Here is a 25135-nt window from a genome sequence, read left to right as displayed (position 1 = left end):
GCCCGCGGGCTGTGCGCCTCAGCTCAGGCGATCCCGGAAATCCTCGTAATCGAAGCGCTTGATGCAGTCGAGCGCATCGGTCTCGGAGTCCCACATCCAGATGCTCGGCAGGGCGACGCCGTTGAAGGTGTTGGTCTTGACCATCGAGTAATGCGCCTGGTCGAGAAAGGCGAAACGCGCGCCCGGTTCGGCGGGCACCGGCAGGCGATAGTCGCCGATCACGTCGCCGGCGAGGCACGAGGGCCCGCCCAGGCGGATCGGGATCAGGTCGGGATCGGTCAGTTCGCCCAGCATGGCCGGGCGATAGGGCGCCTCGAGCACGTCGGGCATGTGACAGGTCGCCGAGATGTCGGTGATCCCCACCGGCATCTCGTTGAAATGCGTGTCGAGCAGCGTGCCCACGAGAATCCCGGCATCGAGCGCCACCGCCTCGCCGGGTTCGAGGATGATCTGGCAGCCGGTGTCGCTGGCAGCATCCTTCAGGAACTCCACCAGTTCATCGCGCTGGTAATCGGCGCGGGTGATGTGGTGTCCGCCGCCCATGTTGATCCACTTGAGCTGATCGAAATAAGGCTCGATCACGTCGAACACCCGGTCCCAGGTGGCCTTGAGCGGCTCGAAATCCTGTTCGCACAGGTTGTGGAAGTGGATGCCCTCGACGCCCTCCATGTGCTCCTCGGTAAGCTGGTCGAGCGGGAAGCCGAGCCGCGATCCGGGGGCGGAGGGGTCGTATTTCGCGACCTCTCCGGTCGGCACCTGCGGGTTGATGCGCAGGCCCACGCTGACCGGCGCGCCGTTGGCGGCGGCCTGTTCGAGAATCAGGCGGGCGCGCTGGTGCTGGAAGGGCGAATTGAAGATCACGTGATCGGAGAGGCGGCAGATTTCCTCCAGCTCCTCGGGCTTGAAAGCGGCCGAATAGGTCGCGATCTCGCCGTCGTAGAACTCGGAGGCGAGGCGCGCTTCCCACAGGCCGCTGGTCGACACGCCATCGAGATATTCGCCGATGATCGGCGCGGCCGACCACATGGAGAAAGCCTTGAGCGCGGCGAATACCCGGATATCGCCCCCGTCCGCCGCAGCCGCATCGCGCACGGCGGCGAGCACGCGGCAATTGGCGCGCAGCTTCGCGGCATCGACCACGAAGGCGGGGCTGTCGACGCGCGACAGATCGAAATGGGCAAAGGCGCCCGGATCGCCGGCCTTGGTCTGCATGGCTATTTGTCCGACTTGCTGGGGAGAGAGAAGCGCACCACGCGGCCGCCGGCCACGTCGGTGACGTAGATATGCCCGTCCGGCCCGATCGCAAGGTCGTGCCCGAGGCTCGCATCCTTGCCGGGCAGGCTGATGTCGTGGCTGGCCTCGATTGTGCCGTCCTTGGCATAGACGCGGATCACCGCGCCCTTGCGGTCGGCCCCGTCACGCCCCTCGATCGCGAGCAGCCGCCCGTCGCCCAGCGGCTTGAGGCTGTAGGTGTGGTTCCCCGCCGGCGAGACGCGGCTTTCGACCAGCTTGCCGCCGTGGTCGAAGATCTGGATGCGCGCATTCTCGCGGTCGGCGACATAGATGCGCGCCTCGTCCACGGCGACCGCGTGGGCGATCCGGAAGTCTCCCCAGTCGCGGACGAACTGCCCGGCCGGCGAGAACTCGGCGATTCGGGTGTTGACGTAGCCATCCGCGACCAGCACCCGGCCGGGCAGGAAGGCGACATCGGCGGGGCGGCCGAAATGGCCCGGGTCCTGACGGGTGACGCCCCTCTCGCCGAGCGTGAGTTCCAGCTGTCCCTCGGGGCTGAAGCGGAACACCTGCTCGTGCGCGACATCGGTGATCCACACCTTGCCCTCGGGGTCGATCGAGATCCCGTGCGGCATGACGAACAGCCCCGCGCCCCACTTGGCCAGCAGCGTGCCGTCGGGCGCGAACTTGAAGACGGTGGGCTCGGCGATGGGCTCGCCAGGGAACGGCTCCTCCCATTTGCGCCCGGCGCGGTGAAGCACCCAGACATTGCCAGCCGCGTCGATATCGACCGCGCTGACCTCGCCGAACTTGGCGCCCGCAGGAATCGTGGGCCAACCGGCATCGACCGCAAGCTTCGGCACATCCTCGCACGGCGGCGGTGCGGCATCGCAGGCAGCGATCAACAACAACGTGGTCAACGCAATCAAGCGCGTGCTTTTTTTGCTCACACGAAGACACGAAGAGTTCATTGCTTGCCGATCTCTCCGAAGTAGTCGTTGGCAATGCGCCGTAGGCCATCTTTGAATATCGCTTGCCCGAAATTCATCAGCAATCCGAGAGGCAAGTCCATAAGCCTGAGATAGGTCAGAACCTGCTTGCCGTGGACTGCCGATAACTTCTCGACAGATTTGAGCTCAACAACAAGCTGGTTTTCGACCAGCAGATCGATCTTGAAAGCGTTGTCTACGACAACGCCTTTATATTTCAGGGGCACGGCGACTTGCCTTTGAACGTGCAAGCCCGATTGCCGCAACGTCTCCTGCATCAGCACCTCATAGGCACTTTCGAGCAAGCCCGGCCCAAGGTCGCGATGCAGATGGTAACCGCAATCGACGACGCGCCTTGCAATCTCCTCAAGATGTTCCTGGCGCGCCATCTTCGTGTCTTCGTGTGAGAGAATTTCTTCCTCTCAGAAATCCACCGGTCCGGCCATTTCCTCGACCGTCCACGGCAACCCGTGTTCGTTCAGCATCGCCATGAAAGGATCGGGATCGAGCTGTTCGATGTTGAACACGCCCTCACCCTGCCAGTGGCCCTGCACCATCATCGCGGCGCCGATCATGGCAGGCACGCCGGTGGTGTAGCTGACGGCCTGGTTGCCGGTCTCCTCATAGGCCGCCTCGTGGTTGCAGATGTTCTTGATGTAGAACGTCTTCTCGCCCGAACCGTCGAGCGCCTCGCCGGTCGCGATCACGCCGATGTTGGTGTTGCCCTTGGTGGTCTCGCCCAAGGTTTCGGGCTTGGGGAGCACCGCGGCGAGGAACTGCAGCGGGATGATGTCCTTGCCCTGATAGCGCACAGGCTCGATCGAGGTCATGCCGACGTTCTGCAGCACGGTCAGGTGGGTAATGTACTGGTCGCCGAAGGTCATCCAGAAGCGCGCGCGCTCGAGTTCGGGGACGAACTTGGCGAGGCTTTCCAGCTCCTCGTGATACATGAGGTACATGTTCTTGGGGCCCACCGCCTCGAAGTCGAACTGCACCTTGTTCGACATCGCCGGGGTTTCGACCCACTTTCCGTTCTCCCAGTGACGCGCCGGGGCGGTCACCTCGCGGATGTTGATTTCCGGATTGAAATTGGTGGCGAAGTGCTGGCCGTGGTCGCCGCCGTTGCAGTCGAGGATGTCGAGCTGGCGGATCGTCTTCAGCTTGTGCTTCTTGAGCCACATGGTGAAGACGGAAGTGACGCCCGGATCGAAGCCGCTGCCGAGCAGCGCCATCAGCCCCGCATCCTTGTAGCGGTCATGGTAGGCCCACTGCCACTTGTATTCGAACTTGGCCTCGTCCTTGGGCTCGTAATTGGCGGTGTCGATGTAGTCGACGCCCGCCTCGAGGCAGGCGTCCATGATCGGCAGGTCCTGGTAGGGGAGCGCGAGGTTGACCACGAGGCCCACGCCGGTCTTGCGGATCAGGTTGACCATCGCCGGCACTTCCTCGGCGTCGATCTCGTAGGTGGCGATGTCGCGCCCGCAGCGTTCTTTCACGCTTGCGGCGATCGCGTCGCACTTGGCCTTGGTGCGGCTGGCGAGGTGGATTTCGGGGAAGATGTCGGGGTTGAACGCCATCTTGTGGACGCACACCGAGCTCACCCCGCCCGCACCGATGACGAGGACCTTGCTGGATTGGGCTGCGGGCATGATAGGAACCTTTCGTGAAGCGATGCGAATCTTGCGCAGCGCCTTAAAGCAACGCGAGCGGGGGGACAAATGATCCAGACCGATGTCAGAATGCCCACCACCGAGGGCGTGCGCGCCGCCGCCGCCGCGGTGGCCGCGATCCTGCCCCCGACCCCTCTGCTGCCGGTCGAGATCGACGGGGTGCGGGCGTGGGTCAAGGCCGACAATCTCCAGCCCATCGGCTCGTTCAAGATCAGGGGCGCGTGGTGGCGGCTCTCGAACCTTTCGGACGCGGAACGGCGTGGCGGTGTCGTCGCGGTGTCGTCGGGCAATCATGCGCAGGGCGTTGCATGGTCTGCGCGGCGGCTCGGCATCGCTGCGACCATCGTCATGCCGCATGACGCGCCCGCGGTGAAACTCGCCAATACCCGGGCACTGGGGGCCGAGGTGGTGCTCTACCAGCGTCCCGGAGAGGACCGCGACGAAGTGGCCGCAAAGCTGATCGCCCAACGCGGCGGCACCCTCGTCCATGCTTTCGGCGATTCTTGGGTGATCGAGGGCCAGGGCAGCGCGGCCATTGAAATCGCTGCGCAATTGGGCCGCGCGCCTTCGCGGATCCTCGCCTGCTGCGGTGGCGGGGGGCTGGCGGCGGGCCTCTCGCTCGGTGCGCCGACGAGCGCGATTCACCCGGTCGAGCCCGTGGGCTGGGACATGGTCGGTCAGGCCATGGCGAAGGGCGAGCTGGTCCCCGCCGCACCCGATGCGCCGAAGACCATCTGCGATGCGCTCCAGCCGACGGTCACCAAGCCGATCAATCTCGCCGTCCTTTCGGGCCGCGCCGAGCCGGGCGTCACCGTCACCGACGAGGAGGTGCGCAGCGCCCAGCGTTTCGCCTTCGCCAACCTCAGGCTGGTGGTCGAACCCGGCGGCGCGGCGGCGCTGGCGGCGGCGCTGGCAGGCAAGGTGCCGGTCGACGCGGAGACCGTCATCATGATCACCGGCGGCAATGCCGACCCGGCCGCCTATGCCGCCACGATCGCGGCAAGCGGATAGCTGTGGAAACCGTCACATTGACGAAACGCGAGCCGAATACGACAAGCGCTTGACGTAACGTAAGGACGCTCCTCCCCCATGGCTACCCAGGCAAAGCGGATCATCGAAGATGCGGTGGTCCGCAAGGATGCAAAGGTCGGCGACAAGCTGCTCGACAGGGCCTTCGCGCTCGCCTTCAAGGGGCTGGTCTATGCCCAGATCTGGGAAGACCCTGTGGTCGACATCGAGGGCCTCGCGATCGAGCCCGGCAGCCGTGTCATGTGCATCGCCAGCGGCTCGTGCAACGCGCTTTCCTATCTGACGGCGAACCCCGAGAGTGTCACCGCGGTCGATCTCAACCGTGCCCATGTCGCGCTGGGCAAGCTCAAGATCGCGGCGATCCGGCATCTGCCCAATTACGAGCGTTTCCACCGCTTCTTCGCCCATGCCGACCACAAGGAGAACGCCGAGGTCTACAAGACCATGATCGCCCCCCATCTCGACGCGGAAAGCCGCGCCTATTGGGAAAAGCGCGACATCCGCGGGCGGCGGCGCATCAGCTACTTTACTTCAGGAATCTACCGGCAGGGATTGCTGGGCAATTTCATCGGCTTGGCGCACGTCTTTGCCAAGCTCTACAAGATCGATCTCGCCAAGCTGCTGGAGGCCCAGACGCTGGAGGAACAGCGCGCCGTGTTCGAGCGCGAGCTTGCGCCGGTGTTCGAGAAGAAGTTCATCCGCTGGCTGACCGACCAGCCCGCCTCGCTCTTCGGCCTCGGCATCCCGCCCGCACAGTTCGAGCATCTCGCGGGCGACGAACGCATGGCCGAGGTGCTGCGCCGCCGGCTGGAAAAGCTCGCCTGCGATTTCGAGGTCAAGGACAACTACTTCGCCTGGCAGGCGTTCGGGCGCGGCTACAACCGCTCGGAGAACGCCGCCCTGCCCCCCTATCTTCAGCGCGCCAACTGGGAGGCGATGCGCGAACGGATCGACCGGCTCGACGTCACCCGCGCCAACATGGTCGACTGGATCGGCTCCCGCGAGGAAGCGAGCATGGACCGCTTCGTGCTGCTCGATGCGCAGGACTGGATGAACAACGCCCAGCTCGATGGCCTCTGGAGCCGCATCACCCGCGCCAGCCGCCCCGGCGCGCGCGTGCTGTTCCGCACCGCCGCCGAGCCGAGCCTGCTGCCGAGCCGCCTCGACGATGCGATCCTGTCCAAGTGGCGCTATCTCGAGGAGACTTCCGCCGACCTTACCCGCCGCGACCGCTCGTCGATTTACGGCGGCGTGCACGTCTACGAGCTCGCCTGATGGCGGCGAGTGGCGGTCATGCCGCGCTGATGGACGAAGTCTATCGCGGCCAGCGGCATATCTATGATTTCACGCGCAAATATTACCTCTTCGGGCGTGACACCCTGATCGCGGGGCTGGCGGCGCGGCCGGGGATGCGCGTGCTCGAGGTCGCCTGCGGCACCGGGCGCAATCTCGCGAAGGTCGGCAAGGCCTGGCCCGGGGTGCGCCTGTTCGGGCTCGATATCTCCGCCGAAATGCTCAAGAGCGCGCGAGCCGCCCTCGGCAATGAGGCGCGGCTGGGGCAAGGCGACGCCTGCGCCTTCGATGCGGCAGACCTGCTCGGCGAACCCGCTTTCGAGCGCATCCTCCTGTCCTATTCGCTCTCGATGATTCCCGACTGGCAGGGCGCACTCGATCATGCCGCGGGCCAGCTGGCACCGGGCGGATCGCTCCACGTGGTCGATTTCGGCGACCTTCAGGGGCTTCCCGGTCCCTTCCAGACCCTGCTCAGGGGTTGGCTCGCGAAGTTCCACGTGGAACCGCGCACCGCCCTGCCCGAAGCCGCCGCCCGCATCGCCGCCGCACGCGGCCTGAGCCTCGCCAGCACCCGCGGACCCCTCGGGTACTACCAGCTCCACGTGCTGAGCGCGCGCTAGCCCGCACCCCGCGCGTCCTGCGCGCATTTTTCACGAGCCTATTTGCGCGTCTTGGCGTATGGGCGCGCGAACCGCCCCCGCACAGCCGCTCCGGCTCTGCCCCCTTCCTGCCGGATGCCTTGCTCCCCCCGAGCCGCGTTCGCCGCGCCGCCCCGGCGCATTTCCTGAAGACGAGCCCCCCGACGATGACATTCCCTGCCCTGCCCGCCCCGCTGGAAGCCGCGCTTGCCGAACGCGGCTATGCCGCCGCCACCCCGGTCCAGGCCGAAGTGCTGCGGCCCGAGGCGGCCGGGCGCGACCTGCTGGTTTCGGCCCAGACCGGATCGGGCAAGACCGTCGCCTTCGGCCTCGCGATGGCGGCCGAATTGCTCGAAGGGGGCGAGCGGATCGCGCCCGGCGGCAGCCCGCGCGCGCTGGTGATCGCGCCCACCCGCGAACTGGCGCTGCAGGTCAGCCGCGAGCTCGACTGGCTCTATGGCCGCACCGGCGCGCGGATCGCGACCTGCGTCGGCGGCATGAACCCCTCGGCCGAGCGCCGCGCGCTGCAACAGGGTCCGGCCATCGTGGTCGGCACCCCGGGACGCCTGCGCGACCATCTCGAACGCGGCGCGCTCGACCTGTCGCAGCTTGCGGTCGCAGTGCTCGACGAGGCCGACGAGATGCTCGACATGGGCTTCCGCGAGGAGCTCGAGGCGATCCTCGATGCCACCCCGCCCGGGCGCCGCACGCTGCTGTTCTCGGCCACCATGCCGCGCCCGATCGAGGCGCTCGCCCGCCGCTACCAGGACGATGCGCTGCGCATCGCGACCATCGCCGAGGGGCGCGGCCACGGCGACATCGCCTATCAGGCCGTCACCGTCCCGCCGACCGAGATCGAACACGCGGTGGTCAACCTGCTGCGCTTCCACGAGGCCGAGACCGCGATCCTGTTCTGCGCCACGCGCGACAATGTGCGCCATCTCCACGCCATCCTGCAGGAGCGCGGCTTTGCGGTTGTGGCACTGTCGGGCGAGCATTCGCAGGGCGAGCGCAACCAGGCCCTGCAGGCCCTGCGCGACCGCCGCGCGCGCGTCTGCGTCGCCACCGATGTCGCCGCGCGCGGCATCGACCTGCCGAGCCTCAGTCTCGTGATCCATGTCGAGATCCCGCGCGATGCCGAAACGCTCCAGCACCGTTCGGGCCGCACCGGCCGCGCCGGCCGCAAGGGCGTCGCGGTTCTGATCGTGCCCTTCGCACGGCGGCGGCGGGTCGAATCCATGCTGCGCCACGCCCGGATCGAGGCCGAGTGGCAGGAGGTGCCCGACCGCGATGCGATCCTCGAACGCGACCGCGAGCGCCTGCTCTCGCGGCTGCTGGCGCCGGTCGAGGCCGACGAGGCCGACCGCGAGCTCGCAGCGCGCCTGCTGGCCGAACGCCCGGCCGAGGAGATCGCCGCGATGCTGGTGCGCACCCACCGCGCCCGCCTGCCCGAGCCGGAAGAACTCACCGCCGTCACCCGCGAGCCCGGCAAGGAGCATCACCGCCCCGGCTTCGATGACACGGTGTGGTTCCGGCTCGACGTCGGCCGCGCCGACAATGCCGATCCGCGCTGGATCCTGCCGCTGCTGTGCCGCCGCGGCCATGTCACCCGCGGCGAGATCGGCGCGATCCGGATCGGCCAGCACGAGACCTTCGTGCAGATCCCGCGCGCGATCGCCGACCGCTTCGCCGCCGCCGCCGCGCGCACCGGCGAGGCCGAGGGCGAGGAAGCCGCGCTGGCGATCGCCCGGTCGGACACCGGCCCACGCGAGGTGGCGCGCAGCAACCGCCAGCGCCGCCCCTCGCGCAGCAACGCCGATGCGGGTTTCGTCAAGGCGAAGCCCGTGGGCCAGGGCGCCGGTCGCAAGCCGCCCCGCCCCGCCTCGTCCTCCGGAGCGCCCGGCGGCAAGCCGCACCGCAGCCGCAAGCCCGGTTCCGGGCGCCCGCAAGGGCACCGGCACAGGCCCTCGTAAGGGGGGCTAGTGGGCGGCGGATGCCTGCGGCTGTGCTGCGGGCATCGGCGGGAGCACGCCGTAACCGCGCAGTCCCAGCGCCATGATCTCGATCGCCAGCGCGCACAGCAGCAGCGCGACCACGCGCAGCAGCACCGGCGCGACCGAGAAGCCGCCCTCGGTGCGCTGCTTGCGCCCGCCGAGGAAGACGATCCCGTAGAGGATCGCGGCATTGAGCCCGAGGACGATGGCCAGCGCCAGCCACAGCGGACCCGTGCTGCCGCCGCTTTCGTTGATCCGGGTCGAGGCGATGGTCACCGCGACGATCGACTGCGGCGAGGCCAGCAGCGGCATCCCCAGCGGGTAAACCGCCATGCTCACCCCCGGGGGCGCACCGTGCTCGTCGCCGTGATCCTCGCCCAGCACCAGCTGGAGCGCGAACAGCAGCAGCACCAGCCCGCCCGCCACCTCGAGCGCCGCGACCGAGACGTGGAAGAAGTCGAGGATGTTTTCGCCGCGCAGGGCGAAGATCCCTAGCACCACGGCCTGGATCGCCAGCGCGCGGGTGACCACGGTGAGCTTTTCCGGTCGGCTCATGTCGCGGGCCTGCGCCACGAAGAAGGCGGCCGCCTTTGTGGCCCCGGCGGTGATCAGAAGGATCACCAGCAGATCGCTGAATTCCATGTTGTTTACCCCATTGCCCCAGTTTTTTGTCGTCTGGCGATACGGCGCGTCCGCCATGTGTCGAGCCCCTGCACCAGCACCGCGGCAAGCAGCGCCAGCGCCAGCATCACCGCGATGCGGCGGATGGTCAGAACCTGGATGTCGGTGCCCATGTCGCTGTCGGCGACCGTGCTTCCGAGCACCACGATCATCGTCGAGAGAGCCGGCGGCCACCACTGGCGGCTCGCCTCGCTGGCGGCGGGACCGTGCAGCCAAGGGCCAGCGACCAGCGCCGCCAGCGCGATTCCGCCGACCAGCAGCGGGAGTGCGGGCCACAATCCCAGCACCCACCAGAAGCCGAGCGCCATCGCGCCGCCCGCCGCCGTGCTGGTGACGATCGCCAGCGCGTTCTGGTGGAGGCGCTGCGCATCTGGCTGCTGGGCAAGCTGCGCGCCGTTCATCAGCGTCATCAGGAACAGGCCGGGGTTCTGCAGCGCGAGCACCACCGGCAGGACCATCACCAGCGCCGAACGCAGCCCGACCCAACCCGCGGCCGGGGCCGCAAGCGGCTCGGGGACCGGCAGGGGCACCGGCGCGGGCTCGTCACGCCGGTCGGGCAGCAGCACCGCCACCACCCACGCGATCGCCACCGCCAGCACGATGTCGACGCCCATCTGCACCGCCACGAACTGCGCGAGCGCCTGCGAATGGAAGGCCACCACCGCGATCAGCGTGTTGCCGACGATGAACAGCTTGAGCGGCACCGCCAGCCCCGGCCTCATTCCCGCCAGAAAGGACGACAGCGCGACGCCGGCGAGGATCACCGTCACCCCGGCAGGTGGCGCGTAGGTCAGGAGCGGCGTGAGCAGCAGCCCCCAGATGCAGGACAGGCCCGTAATCACCAGCAGCGCAAGCGCCTGACGCGGCGCGGGCGGCGGCGTGCCGGGGGCCAGCAGCAGCAGCGCCAGCAGCGGCAGGACATAGGCGAAAGGCCCGCCCCGCCCCCAGCCGATCAGCGCCGCCAGCGCGAGGCCGGCGGCAAACCGCAAGGTCGCGCGCCGCTCGCGCTCAATAGGCATAGGAGGCCCACGCCATCGCGCGGATGTAGAGGCTCCCGAGTGCGTCCATCACGGTGTTCTCGCCCGCATAGACGATGACGTCCGCCTGCCCGCCCTCGCGCAGCTGGCGCAGGGTTGCCGGATCGAGCCGCTCGAAGTCGATGATCACCGGAAAGCGCTGTGACTGGCGCAGGAAATCGCGGTTGTTGCTGACCTCGGTCAGACCGCCCGGCTGGCTGCGCCCGCCGCTCGCCACGCCGTAGCCGACCGAGCGGACCTTGCCCGTGATCACCTGGCCCGGCAGCGCGTCGAGCACGATCTCGGCCCGCGCGCCGGGGCGGATCAGGCCGAGGTTGTTCTCGGTCATGTCGGCGGTGACCCAGCCGTCGTTGAGGCTGATGAAGCTCATGATCGGGCTGCCCGGATTGGCGACCTGGCCGCGCTCGATCTTGAGGTCGGTGATGACGCCGGGTCCGGGCGCGCGCACAGTGGTGCGGGTGCGGTCGAGTTCGGCCTTGGCGAGCGCGCTGCGCGCCGCGATGAGCCGGTCGTTGGCGTCGCTCGTCGGCCCGCGCGCCGCACGCGCCTGCGCGACCTGCGCATCGGCGGCCGCCACCCGCGCCGCGGCCTCGATCGCGCTCGCCCGGGCAAGTTCCATCCGCCGCTCCGAGATCGCGCCCGCATCCGCGGCACGGATGCGCTGGTGGCGCGCCCAGTCGAGATCGGCCTTGCGCCTTTCCTCCAGCGCAATGCGGCGCTGCGAGAGCGCAAGATCGATCGCCGCGTCCTGCGCCGCCAGTTCGCGCATGGTCGCCGAGACATCGGCCTCGGCCTTTTCGACCCCGATCAGGAAGCTGCTGTCGTCGAGCGTGAACAGCGGATCGCCCGGCTTGACGATCTGGTCGTTGCGGACATGGATCGCCTCGATCCGCCCGCCGACCTCGCTCGCGATCGGTACCACGCGCGCATGGACCCGCGCCTGCGAGGTGAAGGGGGTGAGGCGGTCGCCGAGCAGATGCAGTCCCAGCAGCACCACCAGCACCACCAGCAGGATCCGCGCCGCAAGGCCCGGACGCGCGGGCTTGGCGTCTTCGGGCGCATCATCGTTCTGTGTCATTGCCATCCCCTTGCGCGATATCGAGCAGCCTGCCCCAGTCGGTCCGCGCCCGCATCCGCTCCCGCACGGCAGGATCGACCGGATCGGCGCTGGCCGGCGCCACCCACCCGCCGCCGAGCGCCTTGTAGAGCTGCACCAGGCTGATCGCGATCTCGCCGCGGTTGGCGACGAGCCGTTCCTCCTGCTGCAGCAGCGTCGTCTGCGCCTCGAGCACGCGCTGAAAATCGATCATGCCCTCGCGGTAGAGCAGGTTGGCCAGATCGAGAGCGCGCCGCGCGGTCTGCCGGGCCTCGGCGAGGCGGGCGTCCTCCTGCCGGTCCTTGGCGAAGGCAATCGCGCCATTGTCGACCTCGGCCGCGGCCTGCAGCACCTTGTCGCGATAGGCGAAGACGGCCTGTTCAAAGCGGGCGTCCTGCACCCGGACATCGGCCCGGATGCGCCCGAAATCGAAGACGTTCCAGCGGATCGCGGGGCCGATCCCGAGGTCGATCCCGTTGCCGATCGAAGGGCTGGTGCGGGTCAGCTGGAAGGACCCGCCGAAGGACAGCGCGGGATAGAGCTCGGCCTTGGCCAGCCCGATGCGGGTCGATTGCGCCGCTGCGCGCAGCGCGGCCGCCCGCACGTCGGGGCGGCGGACCAGGAGGTCGGCGGGCACCTCGACGGCGATAGCTTCGGGAACGACAGGCAGGCGCGGCGAAGACAGGGCCAGTTCCGGCACCTCGCCGGGCGCCCTCCCCAGCACCACGCACAGCGCGTTGCGGGTCTGGAGGATCGCCGCCTCGAGCGCAGGAATGGCCGCCTCGGTGGCGAGCAGCTGGGCCCTGGCCTGCTGGAGATCCAGCTCGTTCGCCGCGCCCTCGCGGAACAGCGTCCCGGTGATCGCGACGTTGCGCTTCTGCAGCTCGGCATTGTCGCGGATCACCGCAAGGCGTTCCTCGAGCGTGCGGTGCTGGAGGTACAGCCGCGCCGCTTCGGCCCGGACGATGATGAGCACGTCGAGCCGCGTCGCCTCGCTTTCGAGCCACAGCGCCCCGGCGCCCTCGATGGCGCGGCGGAAGCGGCCCCACAGGTCGAGTTCCCAGCCGACCTGCGCGCCGACATTGCCGAACAGGAAATCGGCATCGCCGATCGAAAGCGGCCCGCGCGGCGCGGCGGCATAGCCGGCACCCGCGGTCCCGCTCACCAGCTGCGGCAGGCGCAGCGCCTCGGCCCCGGCGAGCTGCGCGCGCGCCTCGAGCACCCGGAGGCCCGCGATCTTCGCGTTGTTGTTGCCCGCCTCGGCGGCAAGGACAATGGCGGTGAGAGCGGGATCGTCGAACTGCTCCCACCACGCCGCACCCGGCGCCGGCGCCTGCGGCAGGCCGGCAAGCGCCTCGCTGCGCCAGTCTTCGGCCCAGCGGTCCTCGTCAGGAAGGGCGAAATCCGGGCCGAGCGTCGCGCAGCCCGAAAGCAGCGCCAACGCCGGCACCAGTGCCCAGACCGGTCTTGCCACCCTTTGCCCCCGGATTATCATTGCCCCACACCACCTTATCGGCATGGCGCCGCCGATCAAGCCGGTGCCGCACGAAAGCCCCGGCGCGAATTTCAGGCGGTGGTCTTGCGCTCGACCGTGAAGGGCGCGGCGTAGCCCGCTTCGCCGAAGGTCTGCGCGATCAGCCGGTTGGTGTCGAAATAGACCTGCCAGTAATGGTCGGTATGGCAATAGGGTCGCACCGCCAGCACCGTACCGCGCTCGTTGAAATCGAGGATTTCGACATCGGGCGCGGGTTCGGCCATGACATTGGGGATCGCCGCCAGCGCGGGCTTCAGGCGCGCGATGGCATCGAGCGGATCGACCCCGAAGGCGAGCTGCGCGGTGCGGTCGACCCGGCGGTAGGCGTGGGTCGAGAAGTTCTTCACGACATCGCCGGAGACCTTGGAATTGCCCACGATGGTCTGGACGTTGTCGGGGCTGGTGATGACGGTGTTGAACAGGCCGATCTCGGTCACCGTGCCCTCGACCCCGCCGCCGACGATGTAGTCGCCGACCTTGTAGGGACGGAAGATGATCAGGAAGGCCCCAGCCGCGAAGTTGCCGAGAAGGCCCGACCATGCCGCCCCGACCGCGAGGCCGACGCCGGCGAGCAGCGCGGCGAAGCTCGTCGTCTCGATCCCGAAGAACCCGAGGATCGCCACCACCAGAACGATGTTGAGCACCACCGCGAGGATCGAGGCGATGTAGCGTTGCAGCGTCGGGTCGAAGTTGCGCGCTGTGAGCACGCGGCCGAGAATGCCGATCGCGAAGCCGATCAGCCAGCGCCCGATCATGTAAAGCGCAAAGCCCGCGGCGACCTGCAATGCGGCCCCAGTCACCGCGGCGGAAATGGTTGCCCAATCAAGTTCCATGATGATCCCCCTGCTGGAACGAAGAATGTGCAGGAATAGCCGCTTGTGCGCAGAAGATTGCCCAATCCTGCACAATCTTGCGCCTCGCGATGGCGTCAGGGTACGGGCGGCAGGAACAGGGACGGATCGAGCGGCGCACCGACGCGCGTCTCGCGCCAGAACACGCTGTTGGCGATAAGCCCGTCATAGGCCAGCGTCACCCGCCGCGCCTGCACCCAGCCGTTCTCGAGCCGGACGAAATCGCCATAGAACCGCTCGTGAAAGCCGCGCGGGGTGGTGAAGGCCATGTAGGTGACGAAGCCGCTTTCTGCATCGAAGCCGAACAGGGTCTGCGCGCCCCCGGGGTCGAGAATGCGGACGATGGTCGTGCGGCGGCCGGCGATGTCGCGCGGCGGGGCGTTGTGCAGGGCAAAGCCCTCCTCCAGCGCGGAACGGATTATCCCGAAGCCGAAATTGCTCGCCCAGTAGGCGTCGGCCTCGGCGCGGGGCATGATGCCGCGTTCGGTCCAGGTGGTCTGGCCATCATAGCCGACCTCGAAGATCACCTTCTCGCCGGCCTTGGCGATGATCCGCACCTTGCCCGAAGCCTCGTGGGCGGCGGTGCGGCCCTCCTCGAAGGTGCGCCACATGCGATAGTCGTCCGCCTGCGAGCGCACGGCGCCGGTCGCCGGGTCGTAGAAGGTCGCCGTCCCCGCCAGTTCGAGCGTCCCCGGATCGAGCCAGAGGGCGCCGCCATGCGCCGCGACCGCGCGCTCGACAATCGCGCGCGGCCCGGGCGGGGACGGCTCGGCATGCAGCGGCCCGGTCCACAGGCCCGCCAGAGCGATAATCGCCGCCGCCATGATACCGCGCATGTCCCGTCTCCCGCCCCGCAATTGTCCGGACATCTTTTCAACCACGCTGCATTGCTCTAGGCAAGCGCCATGCGCCGCCTTCGCACACTCGCCGCCGCTTTCGTCGGCGCCGCGCCGCTTGCCGCACAGGCGCAGGACACCCTGCCCGCCGGCATCTGGACGAACACCGAGGACACCTACTTCGCCGAGGAAGAGGGGCGCGCGCGGCCCGAAGCAATTCTCGTCGAGGTCGGCGAGGACGGGCGCTGGCGCCCTATCGACGCCTTCGGCGCGCCCAAGGGCGAATGGCAGCGCGGCACGGTTCCCGGCCTCGCGCCGCGCGCCGGCGGCGCGGGCTGGCAGATCGCGGGCAGCGAGATCCGCCGCGCACAGCCCTTCACCTGCTGGGTTTCGGTGCGCAAGTTCGCCGCCAAGCCCGACGGCACGCCCGACTGGACCTTCGCCGGCGGGCTGGCGAGCTTCGATCAGGGCGGACGGGTCGCCATCCCCGGGCAAGGCGTCGCCCCCGACATCTCGATCCGCTTGCGCAACGTCACCTGGGCGAAGGGCAGCCGCAACAAGCCGTCGCTGGTGCTATACGTGCACAAGGACGATCCCGAGCGCGCCGAAAGCTACGCCTGGGCCTCGCCCGATGCGCGCCTCGTGGGGATCAACCTGCGCTGGATGCAGGGCAGCTGCTCGGCCGCCGACACACCGCCGCCAAGCGGCGAGGCGGCGGCTGCCGGGCTGGTCGACGCGGGTGCGCGCTGGAAGGCGCTCTACGAAGCCGGCGACTGGGACGCGTTGCGGCGCCTTTACGCCGACGACGCGGTGCTGATGACGCAAGGCACCCCGAAGCTGACGGGCGCCGACGCGATCATCGCCCATCTGCGCCGGGTGCGCGATGCTGGCGGCAGCGCGACGATCGACTTCGCCCCGGAAGAAGCGCGGGCCGAGGGCGGGCACGGCTTCGTCACCGCGCGGTATGCGATGGCGATCACCTTCCCCGGCAAGCCGCCCGTCTCGGTCGCGGGCCGTTCGATGCTGGTCTACAAGTGGAAGGGCGGCCAGTGGCTGCTGTGGCGCGACATCGACAATCTGGCGCCGGACGCGACCGCCGCCCGCTGAGCCGGACTCACCGCTTCCACGCCGCGCCGCCGACCCAGTCCCCGGCGACAGCCCGGAACTCCTCGACCTCGACCGACTGCCACACCCCGCCGGCAAAATAGGGGTCGGCCTCGAACCGCGCGCGCGCCTCGGCCATGTCGCGCGCCTTGATGACGAGCAGCGATCCGACAGTCACATCCCCGTCCCTCAGCGGCCCGGCGACAGCATAGTGATCGATATGCGCCTCGACGTGGGCGAGATGCGCCCCCAGCAGTTCCGCCCGGAGCGCCGCGCCGTTCGCGCCGTCACGGCACCGGAAGGCGAAGAGCATCACCCGCCGACCTCGACGCACTCGACCAGCTCGCCCGCCGCGCCAATGACGGTGGCGCTGCGGCGGCCTTCGTAGAGCGCCCCTTCGCGCACCACTGGCGGCACGATCCAGCGGGCGTTGCAGGCGTCGAGATCGCGCACCGCCAGCGTGACCAGCGCATTGCCCGGCGGAAGCATCGCTTCATGGCGGGCACGCGCGGTGGCAGTGGCGGGGTAATCGTCCACCTCGACGATCGGCATTCGCCCCGCCTTGACCATCGAGATCGTCGTCTGCGTGTCGGCCGGCAGGGCGAAGGCCTTGTTGATCATCGAATAGGGCAGCGTGTAGTCCGCGCCCCGCTCCAGTCCGAGGACATCGCGATACCACGCCAGCGCCGCTTCGCGATCGGGCGCGGCAAGGACGGTGATGAAGATCCGGTCGACCGACGCCCCTGCCCGCGGCAGATCGGTGTCCCCCATGTCGGCCAGCACCTGGTTGAGATAGATCATCTCGCGCCCCGGCCCCAGTGCCTGCATGGGGATGAAGGCGGGCGCGACGTTCTCGAGCTTCTTCGGCGGGCCGACAATCTCCCACAGATCGCGCGGCAAGGTGCCGGGCCAGTGCCATACGTCCTCGACCGTGGTCTCGAATGCGGCCCAGCCGAAGGTGGTGGTCGGGCGAAAGGCGGGGTGCGCGGGCTGCTCGACCAGCCGGAACCAGCAGGGCGCGCCGCTCGCCGGGCGCAGGACGGCATAAGGCGCGCCTGCGTTGGCTGGGCAGCCCCAGCCTGCGGCAAGATCGGCCGGCAACCTGCCCTGCTCCACCAGCTCAAGCCCGAGCACGCCGTGATAGGCCGCAATCCCCTGTGCAAGGTCGGGAACGGTCGAGAGGCCGCCGAGGATGGTTCCGTGCGGGATGGTCATGCCTTGAAATCCGGCTGGCGCTTTTCCACGAAGGCTGCGGTGCCCTCGGCGAAGTCCGGCCCGGTGAAGGCCGCCGCGAAGGTCGCGAGCGTCTCCGCATCGTCCGCCACCTGTCCGTCGAGCACCCGGCGCACGAAGCCCTTGATCGCCCGCGCGCTGCTGCCCGAGGCTGCGGCGATCCGGGAAGCGATTTCATCGCTGCTTTCGGCGATGATCTCGACCAGCCCGATCCGCTGTGCCTCTTCGGCCGCAAGCAGTTCGCCGGTGTAGAGCATCCGCTTCGCCTGCCCCGGCCCGACCAGATCGACCAGCAGCTTCACATCGTGCAGCGGATAGACGAGGCCGAGCCTCGCGGGCGTGATCCCGAACCGCGCCGCCGGGGTCGCCACGCGGATGTCACAGGCCATCGCGATCCCGCAGCCCCCGCCCACGCAGTCGCCCTCGACGAAGGCGATGGTCGGCAGGTTGGCCCGCGCGAGCTCCCATTGCGCGCGGTTGATCGCCGCCTGATTGGCCGCGCGCCACGCGGCATCGTCCTTGTTGGCGAGCAGTTCGCGGATGTCGGCGCCCGCGCAGAACGCCGTGCCCGCTTCGGCGGCGCGCACCTCGAGCACCCGCACCGCCGGATCGGCGGCCGCCTCGGCGACCAGCGCGGGGAGCGCCTCCCACATGGCCATGTCGAAGGCGTTGCGCTTGTCGGCGCGGTCGATCAGCAGGCGCGCCACGGCGCCCTCGCGAGTCAGACGCAGGCTCATGCCGGGTGGGCCGCCATGAAGTGATCGGCGATGGCCTTGCGGGTCGTCACCCACACGCCCTCGTGCGCACGGACGTGGCGGAAGAATTCCTCCAGCGCCCAGATCCGCCCGGGGCGGCCGATGATGCGCAGGTGCAGGCCGAGGCTCATCATCTTGGGGAAACCCTCCTCGCCCTCGCGGTAGAGCTGGTCGAAGTTCGCCCTGGCATAGTCGAGCCACTGGTGCGGGGTCAGCGCCGGGTCGGTCCACATCTTCATGTCGTTGCTGTCGAGCTGGTAGGGAACGATGCACATGGGCCTTCCCGGCACAGTGTCGCGGTCCCAGAAGGGCACGTCTCCGCTGTAATCGTCCATGTGGTAGGTGAAGCCCTCCTCCGACAGCAGGCGGCGGGTGTTGTCGGTGAGGAGGTAGCGCGAGAGCCAGCCGTAGGGGCGCACACCGCAGGTCGCCTCGATGCTGGTAACGGCCTTGCGAATGAAGTCGCGCTCCTCGTCCTCGTCCATCTTGAACTGGTGGACCCAGCGCCAGCCGTGGCTGACGGGCTCGTGGCCAAGCTCGCGGATCGCCGCGGCGATCTCGGGGTGGTTCTCGAGGGACATGGCCGCGACCGTCCAGCTCGCCATGATGTCGTAGCGCCTGAGCAGCTTCACGATTCGCGGCGCACCCGCCTTGATGCCATAGAAGTAGTTGGATTCGTTGGAGTAGTTGCGCATCTTCGACTTGACGAAGACGCCCAGCTCGTCGACCGGCTCCATCCCGCGATCGCCGCGGGCAATGGTCATCTCGCTGCCCTCCTCGACATTGACGACCACGCTGAGCGCCAGCTTCGCCCCGCCCGGCCAGTCCATTCTCTCTTCGGTCAACACATGAAATCTCCGTTCGGTTCGAGCGAAGCCGAGAACCGTTCGCGCCTGTGTGTCTCGACTTCGCTCGACACGAACGGTGGGGGTGAAGCGGGGCTAGTGCATCTCCTCCCCGCCGCTGACATTCAGCGCCTCGCCGGTGACGTAGAAAGCGGCATCGCTCGCCAGCCAGAGGCAGGCGGCGGCGGTGTCGGAGGGCAGGCCCGGGCGGCCCATCGGGTTCTTGGCGGCCATGTTGGCGAGATAGTCCTCGACACTCGCAAAGCCGAGCAGCTTGCTGAAATATTCGTTCTGCTGCGCGCCAAGGCCGGTCGTGACGTGATTGGGGCACACGGCGTTGACGGTGATCCCGTGCTTGCCGAGTTCCACGGCGCTCGCCCGCGTCAGCCCGACCAAGCCGTGCTTGGACGAGACATAGGCCGGCAGATGCGGGAAGCCGGTCTTGGCGGCCTGGCTGGCGATGTTGATGATCCGCCCGCCCTTGCCGGCCGCCACCATCGCCCGCGCCGCGGCCTGGGTGCAGTAGAACGCGCCAGAGAGGTTGACGGCGATCACCTGGTCCCACTCGTCGGCGGTGTCGACCTCGAGCAGCGGCTTCATCTTGAAGCCGATCCCGGCATTGTTGACGAGGATGTCGACGCTGCCGAAACGCTCCACCGCCTGATCGACAAGGGCGCGGCACTGGTCTGCCCTCGAGACGTCGCAGGCGATGGTCGCGACCGCCGCGCCGCGGGCGCGCAGATCCTCGGCGACAGCGAGGGCCTCGGCATCGATCGCAAGGTCGGACACGACGCAATTGGCGCCTTCGTCGGCGAAGGCCTGAAGGATGCCCTGCCCCAGCCCCTTGTGCTTGCCCGATCCGGTGACGACGATCGTCTTGCCCGCGAATGCGCCTGCCATGTCAGAGGTCCTCGGTCAGGATGAACTGCGGCGCATCGGCAAAGCCCTGGAAGGGTGCGGCGGCGGCCTGGAAGTCTGCGGTCGAGATGTCGGCGACAAAGGCGTCCATGCCGGTGATGTCGATTATCTCGATATACTGGTAGGCCGGGGTGGCGGCATCGTCGCCGAAGACGCCGGTGGCCTTGTGGACGGTGAAGCTGGTGACCGAGCCGAGGCCGTTGACGGTCGGGATGTCGCGGGTCTTTGCCCATGCCTCGTACTCGGCAATGCTGGCATCGGGCTTCAGGTTGAACAGGCAGATGATGCGCATCGGTCAGGCTCCTTGCTGGTTCTGGGACGGGCGATAGGCCCGCAATCTGTCGTCGAGTTGGCGGGCGAGCGCGAACAAGCCGCTTTCCGCGCCGGCGTTGCCCACCAGTTGCACACCCGTCGGCAGGCCGTCGGCGGTCCATCCGGCGGGCATGCTGAGTGCAGGCAGGCCTGCGATGTTGGCGAGACAGGTGAAATCGGCCTGCGCGGGCGGCTCGGGATCGCTGTGGGGGAACGGCGGGTTGGGGACGGTCGGCAGGATCAGGAAGCCGTGCTCCTCCACCACAGAGCGCACCTCGGCGGCGGTCCGCTCCAGGATGGCGCGGTCCTCGGCCCAGTCGGCAAGGCTGCGGCGCGGGCCGTAGATCAGGAGCCGGGCCAGCCGTTCCGAAGTGGGAACACCGCGAAGATGCGCCGCCATCTCCCGGGAGACGCCGATGAACCCTGCAAAGCGGATGCGGGACAGGGGGTGACTGAGCACCGCGCGCGCCGGCGTCTCGGGCAATGCGGCCAGCGCCGCAGCAAAGGCGCGGGCGACGTCCGGATGCACCTCCACGCCATGCTCCGTCAGCGTCGCGCCGGTGCCTTCCAGCGGATCGTCGCCGAAGCCCGAGATCACGCGCGCCACCCGTTCCAGCGTGTCGAGATCGCGCGCCAGCGGCCCGATCGCATCGAGCGTCAGGTCGGCAGGCTCGAGCCCCTGCTGGCTGACGCTCGCAGTGGCGGGCTTGAAGCCGTAGACCCCGCAATGGCTGGCCGGGATGCGGATCGAGCCCATCGTGTCGGTGCCGAGGGCCGCATCGCACAGCCCCGCCGCCACCGCCGCCCCGCTCCCGCCGGACGAGCCGCCGGGGGAATAGCCGATCCGGTGCGGGTTGTGGACGGGGCCGAAATGCGGGTTGTCGGTCTTTGCGCCGAGTGCGGCTTCCTCCATGTTGAGGACGCCGATGATCGCCGCCCCCGCCTGCCGCAGCAGCGCCACGGTATCGGCGTCACGCTCCGCCAGCCGCGTCTCGAAGGCGGCGAGCCCGGCGTGCCACGGCATTCCGGCAACTGCGATGTTGGCCTTGACCCCGATGGTCATCCCCGCCAGCGGCCCCGCGCCGAACACCGCCGTCCGGTCGAAGTCGCTGAAGGCGTTGAGCGGTTCGTTGGCCGCGTCGAGGGCGTCGAAGTCGATCATGGATGCGCCCTCAGACCCCGCGCTTGTCGATCAGCCGCAGCGGCTTCTGGCGGGTATCGATCTCGGTTGCCGCCGCCGTCTCGCCGGGAGCGACCAGCGCGACCTCGACCTCGACGCCGAGGCCCCGGCGCAGCAGGTCCGCCAGTTCCGACGGGTCGGTTCCGCCCCGGCTTTCGAGCGTCACCGTCATGTGATCCTTCTGGGCCTCGTCGCGGCGCAGGTGGCAGACATATTCGCCGGTAAGGTCGGGCCGGTTCTCGATGATGGCCCCGATCGCGTGGGGGAAGACGTTGATCCCGCGAAGCTTGACCATGTTGTCGCTGCGGCCCTTGAACCCGGCGATGCGCTTGAAAACGATCTCGCCGCGCCCGTCCAGTTCGTGGGTGATGTCGTGGGTGTTGAAGCGGATGCAGGGAGCGATGTCGTCCTTGTAGAGGCACGTGACGACCATGTCCCCAGTCTGCCCCCGTGCCACCGGCCGTCCGGTCTCGATGTCGAGCAGCTCGAGATACTGCGCGTCCTCCCAGACATACATTCCGTCGCGCTCCGGCCCCTCGCCCGCGATGCTTCCCGTATCGCCGACGCCGTACCAGTCATAGGCCTTCGCGCCGTGCCACGCCGCTTCGGTCGAGGCGCGGTCCTCGGTGCCGAGATGGCCGATGATCATGCGGATATTGATCTTGTCGAACAGCCCCTCGGCCTCGGCGGTCTCGGCGAGCTTCCTGATGTAGTCGACGAAGCCGACGATCGCGGTGACGCCGAAATCGGCCATCAGCCGCACTTGGTTGACGGAGCGGGTCTCGATCCCCGTGCCGGCAGAGAGGAACACCGAATTGGTGAAGTGCGTCACCGCCTCGCGGATATAGTGCCCGCCGTTGATCATGCCGTGCCCGTAGACCGAGTGGACGACGTCGGTCGGCTCGAGACCCATCCAGCGATACATCCGGCCGACGAGAAGATTCCCGACCTCGCGCCCCTTGGGGCCGAAGATCAGCGTCTGCGGCTTGCCGGTGGTGCCCGAGGTGGTGTGGAAGATGCTCGGCGCGCGCGAGGCGGGATCGCCCATGCCGTGGAAGTCGCCGAAGGGCGGGTAGTCCGCGATCGAGGCCATGAGGTCGCTCTTGTCGTAGACCGGGAGTTTGCCGATGTCCGAAAGGCCGCGGATGTCGCCCGGCTCGATCCCCTTCGCGCCCCACAGCCGTTGGTAGAACGGCACCTGCCAGCCACGCGCCATCAGCCGCCGGAACTGCGCATCCTGCATCGCGAAGAGCTCGTCGCGGCTCATGCTGCTGTAGCGCGCAGTGAAGGCCTCGCCGATCGGATAGTCGGCGAGGATCTGCCGGTGGTCGAGCGCTTCGAAATAGGTCGGGTAGGTCATGGCGTTCCGGTGAAGTAGCTGAGAGGGTCGGCGAAGATGCGCGGGTCGGCATCGGCGGGGGCAAGATGGCGGGCGAGGCGCAGCTTGGCCTCCGCCTGCGCAGGCGAAAGCGGGCTGGCCGGGCTGCCGAGCGTGTGAGGAATCTCCATGTCGATATGTCCATCCGCGACATGCACCACCATCCGCTGCGGGCTAAGCGCATTGGGATCGGGGTTGTCGTCGGGAAGAATGGCGATGCGCCCCGCCAGCGCGGCGATGGCCGGGTCGGCGAAGGTTCCGGGGGTGAAGGCACGCGGGTCGATCAGCCCGTCGCGCAGGGCCAGCGCCGCCAGCAGCGGGCCGCACAGGCGGGCATAGGCCGGGGTCATGTCGGGCCGGAAAGGCCGGCCGATGAGGCGGTGCACCAGCGGCGGGACATGCATCTCGAGCGCCTCGACATCCTGCGCCCCGAGGCCAAGCTCCCCGATCGCGCCGATCAGCGCGTGGCTGGCCCGACCGCTCGGGAAGGGCTTCACGCTCACTTCGGCGATGCGCCAGACCTTGCCGATATCGCGGGTGTAGTGTGCAAGGTCGCCTCCGTCGAACAGGCGGAAATAGCCGAACTGGCCTTCCAGCGGGTCCCGCGGCCCGGGAAAGCCTGCGCGGGCGAGATCGCTGGCGGTCACGGCCGCGCGGGCGGCGTTGGCGATCTGGAAGGGAAGCGTCGCCAGCCCCTCGACATGGGCCTGCATCGTGCCCGCCGCGCTTGAGAAGGCGAGGCCCAGCGTGTCGTCCAGCGGTGCACGGTCGATCCGCGCCACCGCGAGCGCCGCGCCGATCACCCCGGCGGTAGCGGGGCGGAAGAAAGTCAGCGGGGTATCGGCAGCCAGGCCGAGGCCCGCGGCGACATCGACCCCCACCGCAAGGGCCGCCAGCGCCGCCTCGGGATCGCAGCCGCCCCGCCGGTCGATCGCCGCGCCGAGAGCCGCGACCACGGTGCTGAGCGCGTGAACCACGGCAGGCTCGTGCACCGCGTCCCATTCGAGGCAGTGAATGCGGTAGCCGTTGACGAAGGCCGCTGCGGGCGCGGGCAGGCGCTGCGGGGTGCCGATCAGCCGGGCCTCCTCGCCGCTTCCCATAGTCCGGGCCGCAGCAAGGATCGCATCCGCGCCCGGCGCGCCCGCCCCCGCCGCGCCGACCGCCAGCGTGTCGGCAAGCAGGCGCAGCGCATCGGCGCGAACGGCTTTCGGCAGCGCGTGCTCGGCGCCCGCGAAGGCGAGAAGATCGGCGGTCGCGCTCACCGGATCCATGCCTCGAGCATGGCGTCTATGGCGGCGGCATCGTCGTTCTCCAGTGCGAGCCGCACGGCGCGATCCGCTTCGTCCGAGGGCAAGCCGCCCCATCGCGCGAGGCTGTGCATCTTGGCGATGATGTGCTCCTCGCCCACCGGCCTTTCGGGATCGCCGAGCGTGTCGACCAGCTCCAGCCCGTTGACCCTCGCCCCGAAATGCGCGGGGTAGCGGGCGGTGATCGCAGGGTCCTCGGCGACGCTCACCTGCGCGCGCAAGGGAGCGAGCGCGGCGATGGCCTCGGGCGTGAAGTCCTCCGGTTCGGCGTTTCGCCCGTCGGCTACCACCGCCACCGCGTGCTGAAGCGAGAATTTCGCGTCGAGTTCGGTGACAGGATCGGGCCGATTGCAGAAGGTCAGCGCGTCGGCATAGGTTTCGACCACGTAGGGCGCGACGAGGCGGCCCTGCCTGCGCAGCTCGAGCGCCGCGTCGATGGCGGGGTGGGCATGGCGGCAGGCTGCGAAAGGCTTGAAGCTGACCGCGTGGATCAGCCAGCCCGTCTCATCCCCCGCCAGCGCACCCCGGCTTTGCGCCATCGCCGCGAACAGCCCCTGCGCCCCCTCGAGCAGTTCGAGCGGCCCGGTCGCGCCGTAATGGATATGCAGCGCCGCATCGCGTCCCGTGCGCACTGCGTGGTAGATGTGCCACTGCTTGGTCAGCACGCCCGGCGCGTGACGCATGTGCCAAAGTCCCCCGGCGACCGATCCGGCATTGGCGAGCGCGTGGGCATATTCAACCGGAGCGAAGCCGATCAGGGAGCCGAAGGCCGCCGCCGCGCCGAAGCCGCCCATTGTCGCGGTCGGGTGCCAGCGGGCATAGTGGTGCGCGTCCATCGCCGCGCCGACGGCGATCATCGCCTCGTAGCCGCGCACCGCCGCATCGAGCCGCGCCTCCAAGCGCGCGCTCGCCATGCTCAGCGCTGCCGGCCACACCACCGGACCGGGATGGAGCAGCGCGGTGCGGTGGACATCGTCCATTTCCAGCACGTTGCCGAGATAGGTCGCGCGCTCCCAGCCGGCGAGCGCGATGCTTGCGCCCAGCGCCCCTGCTTCGCTGCCCCGCGCACCGGCGACACAGGCGAGCCAGTCGAGCAGGTGCAGACGTGCACGCTGACGCTCGCCTTTTGTGACGGGGCGCGCTAACCTTGTGCCAAGTCCGGTCAGGAGCGGTCCGGTCATCGCGCCGCCTCCGCCCTGCCGCAAGAGATTCGGAGCAAAGC

25 protein-coding genes are annotated in these 25135 nt (G+C 68.8%); 5 read left to right on the top strand and 20 right to left on the bottom strand.

Going from position 1 to position 25135, the window contains the following annotated elements:
• Window positions 1-18: 18 nt before the first annotated feature.
• The 4 genes from CBR61_RS08885 to CBR61_RS08870 are packed head-to-tail and all read right to left on the bottom strand — an operon-like array spanning window position 19 to window position 3871.
• Window positions 19-1212, bottom strand: coding sequence for a carboxynorspermidine decarboxylase (locus tag CBR61_RS08885; RefSeq protein ID WP_088914037.1), 1194 nt, complete (start codon window positions 1210-1212; stop codon window positions 19-21).
• Between the two features lie 2 nt (window positions 1213-1214).
• Entirely contained in the window at window positions 1215-2162 is a 948-nt protein-coding gene (locus CBR61_RS08880; protein ID WP_088914036.1) for a peptidyl-alpha-hydroxyglycine alpha-amidating lyase family protein, read from the bottom strand.
• Window positions 2163-2200: 38 nt separating this feature from the next.
• Entirely contained in the window at window positions 2201-2611 is a 411-nt protein-coding gene (locus CBR61_RS08875; protein WP_088914035.1) for a GxxExxY protein, read from the bottom strand.
• Between the two features lie 33 nt (window positions 2612-2644).
• Window positions 2645-3871: a saccharopine dehydrogenase family protein gene (locus CBR61_RS08870; protein WP_088914034.1), complete on the bottom strand. Its 1227-nt coding sequence runs from the start codon at window positions 3869-3871 to the stop codon at window positions 2645-2647.
• Window positions 3872-3940: 69 nt separating this feature from the next.
• Here CBR61_RS08870 and CBR61_RS08865 point away from each other — a divergent pair, with 69 nt between their 5' ends.
• The 4 genes from CBR61_RS08865 (at window position 3941) to CBR61_RS08850 (ending at window position 8825) form a co-directional block, all read left to right on the top strand.
• Window positions 3941-4903, top strand: coding sequence for a threonine ammonia-lyase (locus tag CBR61_RS08865; RefSeq protein ID WP_088914033.1), 963 nt, complete (start codon window positions 3941-3943; stop codon window positions 4901-4903).
• Window positions 4904-4981: 78 nt separating this feature from the next.
• A complete protein-coding gene (locus tag CBR61_RS08860) occupies window positions 4982-6196 on the top strand; it encodes a DUF3419 family protein (protein WP_088914032.1) in 1215 nt (404 codons plus the stop codon).
• A complete protein-coding gene (locus CBR61_RS08855; RefSeq protein WP_088914031.1) occupies window positions 6196-6834 on the top strand; it encodes a class I SAM-dependent methyltransferase in 639 nt (212 codons plus the stop codon). The genes CBR61_RS08860 and CBR61_RS08855 overlap by 1 nt, the downstream gene beginning before the upstream one ends.
• 185 nt (window positions 6835-7019) lie before the next feature.
• On the top strand, window positions 7020-8825 hold the full coding sequence (locus CBR61_RS08850) for a DEAD/DEAH box helicase (RefSeq protein ID WP_088914030.1): 1806 nt from the start codon (window positions 7020-7022) through the stop codon (window positions 8823-8825).
• A 6-nt stretch (window positions 8826-8831) separates the two neighbouring features.
• Here CBR61_RS08850 and CBR61_RS08845 read toward each other — a convergent pair whose 3' ends face one another.
• The 6 genes from CBR61_RS08845 to CBR61_RS08820 all read right to left on the bottom strand — a co-directional run bounded on the left by CBR61_RS08845 (window position 8832) and on the right by CBR61_RS08820 (window position 14881).
• Window positions 8832-9488 (bottom strand): MarC family protein, encoded by a 657-nt coding sequence (locus CBR61_RS08845; protein WP_157696544.1) that lies wholly within the window; start codon window positions 9486-9488, stop codon window positions 8832-8834.
• 5 nt (window positions 9489-9493) lie between these two features.
• Complete coding sequence (locus CBR61_RS08840; protein ID WP_088914028.1) at window positions 9494-10546, bottom strand: DUF2955 domain-containing protein; 1053 nt, start codon at window positions 10544-10546, stop codon at window positions 9494-9496.
• Window positions 10536-11642 (bottom strand): HlyD family secretion protein, encoded by a 1107-nt coding sequence (locus CBR61_RS08835; protein WP_157696543.1) that lies wholly within the window; start codon window positions 11640-11642, stop codon window positions 10536-10538. Before CBR61_RS08835 ends, CBR61_RS08840 begins: the two co-directional genes overlap by 11 nt.
• The gene (locus CBR61_RS08830; protein ID WP_157696542.1) at window positions 11626-13134 is read right to left on the bottom strand and encodes an efflux transporter outer membrane subunit; all 1509 of its coding nucleotides are present in this window, start codon (window positions 13132-13134) and stop codon (window positions 11626-11628) included. The genes CBR61_RS08835 and CBR61_RS08830 overlap by 17 nt, the downstream gene beginning before the upstream one ends.
• Window positions 13135-13226: 92 nt before the next feature.
• On the bottom strand, window positions 13227-14027 hold the full coding sequence (locus CBR61_RS08825) for a mechanosensitive ion channel family protein (protein WP_088914026.1): 801 nt from the start codon (window positions 14025-14027) through the stop codon (window positions 13227-13229).
• 95 nt (window positions 14028-14122) lie between these two features.
• Entirely contained in the window at window positions 14123-14881 is a 759-nt protein-coding gene (locus CBR61_RS08820) for a hypothetical protein (RefSeq protein WP_088914025.1), read from the bottom strand.
• Between the two features lie 69 nt (window positions 14882-14950).
• On the opposite strand from CBR61_RS08820, the gene CBR61_RS08815 reads away from it, so the two are divergent.
• Entirely contained in the window at window positions 14951-15988 is a 1038-nt protein-coding gene (locus tag CBR61_RS08815; RefSeq protein WP_088914024.1) for a YybH family protein, read from the top strand.
• A gap of 7 nt (window positions 15989-15995) precedes the next feature.
• Here CBR61_RS08815 and CBR61_RS08810 read toward each other — a convergent pair whose 3' ends face one another.
• From CBR61_RS08810 to CBR61_RS08765, 10 genes are all read right to left on the bottom strand, one after another.
• Window positions 15996-16298: a YciI family protein gene (locus CBR61_RS08810; RefSeq protein ID WP_088914023.1), complete on the bottom strand. Its 303-nt coding sequence runs from the start codon at window positions 16296-16298 to the stop codon at window positions 15996-15998.
• Window positions 16298-17200, bottom strand: a complete 903-nt coding sequence (locus CBR61_RS08805) for a VOC family protein (RefSeq protein ID WP_088914022.1) — start codon at window positions 17198-17200, stop codon at window positions 16298-16300. The genes CBR61_RS08810 and CBR61_RS08805 overlap by 1 nt, the downstream gene beginning before the upstream one ends.
• Complete coding sequence (locus CBR61_RS08800) at window positions 17197-17955, bottom strand: enoyl-CoA hydratase/isomerase family protein (RefSeq protein ID WP_088914021.1); 759 nt, start codon at window positions 17953-17955, stop codon at window positions 17197-17199. Before CBR61_RS08800 ends, CBR61_RS08805 begins: the two co-directional genes overlap by 4 nt.
• Window positions 17952-18821: a polysaccharide deacetylase family protein gene (locus CBR61_RS08795; RefSeq protein ID WP_233996682.1), complete on the bottom strand. Its 870-nt coding sequence runs from the start codon at window positions 18819-18821 to the stop codon at window positions 17952-17954. The genes CBR61_RS08800 and CBR61_RS08795 overlap by 4 nt, the downstream gene beginning before the upstream one ends.
• A 93-nt stretch (window positions 18822-18914) precedes the next feature.
• On the bottom strand, window positions 18915-19718 hold the full coding sequence (locus tag CBR61_RS08790) for an SDR family NAD(P)-dependent oxidoreductase (RefSeq protein ID WP_088914019.1): 804 nt from the start codon (window positions 19716-19718) through the stop codon (window positions 18915-18917).
• Window position 19719: 1 nt separating this feature from the next.
• The gene (locus tag CBR61_RS08785) at window positions 19720-20028 is read right to left on the bottom strand and encodes an REDY-like protein HapK (RefSeq protein WP_088914018.1); all 309 of its coding nucleotides are present in this window, start codon (window positions 20026-20028) and stop codon (window positions 19720-19722) included.
• Window positions 20029-20031: 3 nt separating this feature from the next.
• A complete protein-coding gene (locus CBR61_RS08780) occupies window positions 20032-21210 on the bottom strand; it encodes an amidase (RefSeq protein WP_088914017.1) in 1179 nt (392 codons plus the stop codon).
• 10 nt (window positions 21211-21220) lie between these two features.
• The gene (locus tag CBR61_RS08775) at window positions 21221-22588 is read right to left on the bottom strand and encodes a phenylacetate--CoA ligase family protein (protein WP_088914016.1); all 1368 of its coding nucleotides are present in this window, start codon (window positions 22586-22588) and stop codon (window positions 21221-21223) included.
• A complete protein-coding gene (locus CBR61_RS08770) occupies window positions 22585-23868 on the bottom strand; it encodes an MmgE/PrpD family protein (RefSeq protein ID WP_088915545.1) in 1284 nt (427 codons plus the stop codon). The genes CBR61_RS08775 and CBR61_RS08770 overlap by 4 nt, the downstream gene beginning before the upstream one ends.
• Window positions 23865-25094, bottom strand: a complete 1230-nt coding sequence (locus tag CBR61_RS08765) for an MmgE/PrpD family protein (protein ID WP_088914015.1) — start codon at window positions 25092-25094, stop codon at window positions 23865-23867. The genes CBR61_RS08770 and CBR61_RS08765 overlap by 4 nt, the downstream gene beginning before the upstream one ends.
• Between the last annotated feature and the right edge of the window lie 41 nt (window positions 25095-25135).

This window comes from Porphyrobacter sp. CACIAM 03H1, assembly GCF_002215495.1.
Classification (GTDB): Bacteria; Pseudomonadota; Alphaproteobacteria; order Sphingomonadales; family Sphingomonadaceae; genus Erythrobacter.
The sequence above is the reverse complement of the archived record's forward strand: the minus strand, read 5'-3'. Positions and strand labels throughout refer to the sequence as shown.

Bases quoted from the DNA above. Each gene is read 5' to 3' on its own strand.
- CBR61_RS08875 (WP_088914035.1), bottom strand. From the start codon at position 2,611: ATGGCGCGCCAGGAACATCTTGAGGAGATTGCAAGGCGCGTCGTCGAT.
- CBR61_RS08780 (WP_088914017.1), bottom strand. From the start codon at position 21,210: ATGATCGACTTCGACGCCCTCGACGCGGCCAACGAACCGCTCAACGCC.
- CBR61_RS08885 (WP_088914037.1), bottom strand. From the start codon at position 1,212: ATGCAGACCAAGGCCGGCGATCCGGGCGCCTTTGCCCATTTCGATCTG.
- CBR61_RS08820 (WP_088914025.1), bottom strand. From the start codon at position 14,881: ATGCGCGGTATCATGGCGGCGGCGATTATCGCTCTGGCGGGCCTGTGG.
- CBR61_RS08790 (WP_088914019.1), bottom strand. From the start codon at position 19,718: ATGGCAGGCGCATTCGCGGGCAAGACGATCGTCGTCACCGGATCGGGC.
- CBR61_RS08805 (WP_088914022.1), bottom strand. From the start codon at position 17,200: ATGACCATCCCGCACGGAACCATCCTCGGCGGCCTCTCGACCGTTCCC.
- CBR61_RS08785 (WP_088914018.1), bottom strand. From the start codon at position 20,028: ATGCGCATCATCTGCCTGTTCAACCTGAAGCCCGATGCCAGCATTGCC.
- CBR61_RS08860 (WP_088914032.1), top strand. From the start codon at position 4,982: ATGGCTACCCAGGCAAAGCGGATCATCGAAGATGCGGTGGTCCGCAAG.
- CBR61_RS08850 (WP_088914030.1), top strand. From the start codon at position 7,020: ATGACATTCCCTGCCCTGCCCGCCCCGCTGGAAGCCGCGCTTGCCGAA.
- CBR61_RS08810 (WP_088914023.1), bottom strand. From the start codon at position 16,298: ATGCTCTTCGCCTTCCGGTGCCGTGACGGCGCGAACGGCGCGGCGCTC.
- CBR61_RS08855 (WP_088914031.1), top strand. From the start codon at position 6,196: ATGGCGGCGAGTGGCGGTCATGCCGCGCTGATGGACGAAGTCTATCGC.
- CBR61_RS08775 (WP_088914016.1), bottom strand. From the start codon at position 22,588: ATGACCTACCCGACCTATTTCGAAGCGCTCGACCACCGGCAGATCCTC.
- CBR61_RS08765 (WP_088914015.1), bottom strand. From the start codon at position 25,094: ATGACCGGACCGCTCCTGACCGGACTTGGCACAAGGTTAGCGCGCCCC.
- CBR61_RS08835 (WP_157696543.1), bottom strand. From the start codon at position 11,642: ATGACACAGAACGATGATGCGCCCGAAGACGCCAAGCCCGCGCGTCCG.
- CBR61_RS08825 (WP_088914026.1), bottom strand. From the start codon at position 14,027: ATGGAACTTGATTGGGCAACCATTTCCGCCGCGGTGACTGGGGCCGCA.
- CBR61_RS08800 (WP_088914021.1), bottom strand. From the start codon at position 17,955: ATGAGCCTGCGTCTGACTCGCGAGGGCGCCGTGGCGCGCCTGCTGATC.
- CBR61_RS08865 (WP_088914033.1), top strand. From the start codon at position 3,941: ATGATCCAGACCGATGTCAGAATGCCCACCACCGAGGGCGTGCGCGCC.
- CBR61_RS08840 (WP_088914028.1), bottom strand. From the start codon at position 10,546: ATGCCTATTGAGCGCGAGCGGCGCGCGACCTTGCGGTTTGCCGCCGGC.
- CBR61_RS08845 (WP_157696544.1), bottom strand. From the start codon at position 9,488: ATGGAATTCAGCGATCTGCTGGTGATCCTTCTGATCACCGCCGGGGCC.
- CBR61_RS08815 (WP_088914024.1), top strand. From the start codon at position 14,951: ATGCGCCGCCTTCGCACACTCGCCGCCGCTTTCGTCGGCGCCGCGCCG.
- CBR61_RS08870 (WP_088914034.1), bottom strand. From the start codon at position 3,871: ATGCCCGCAGCCCAATCCAGCAAGGTCCTCGTCATCGGTGCGGGCGGG.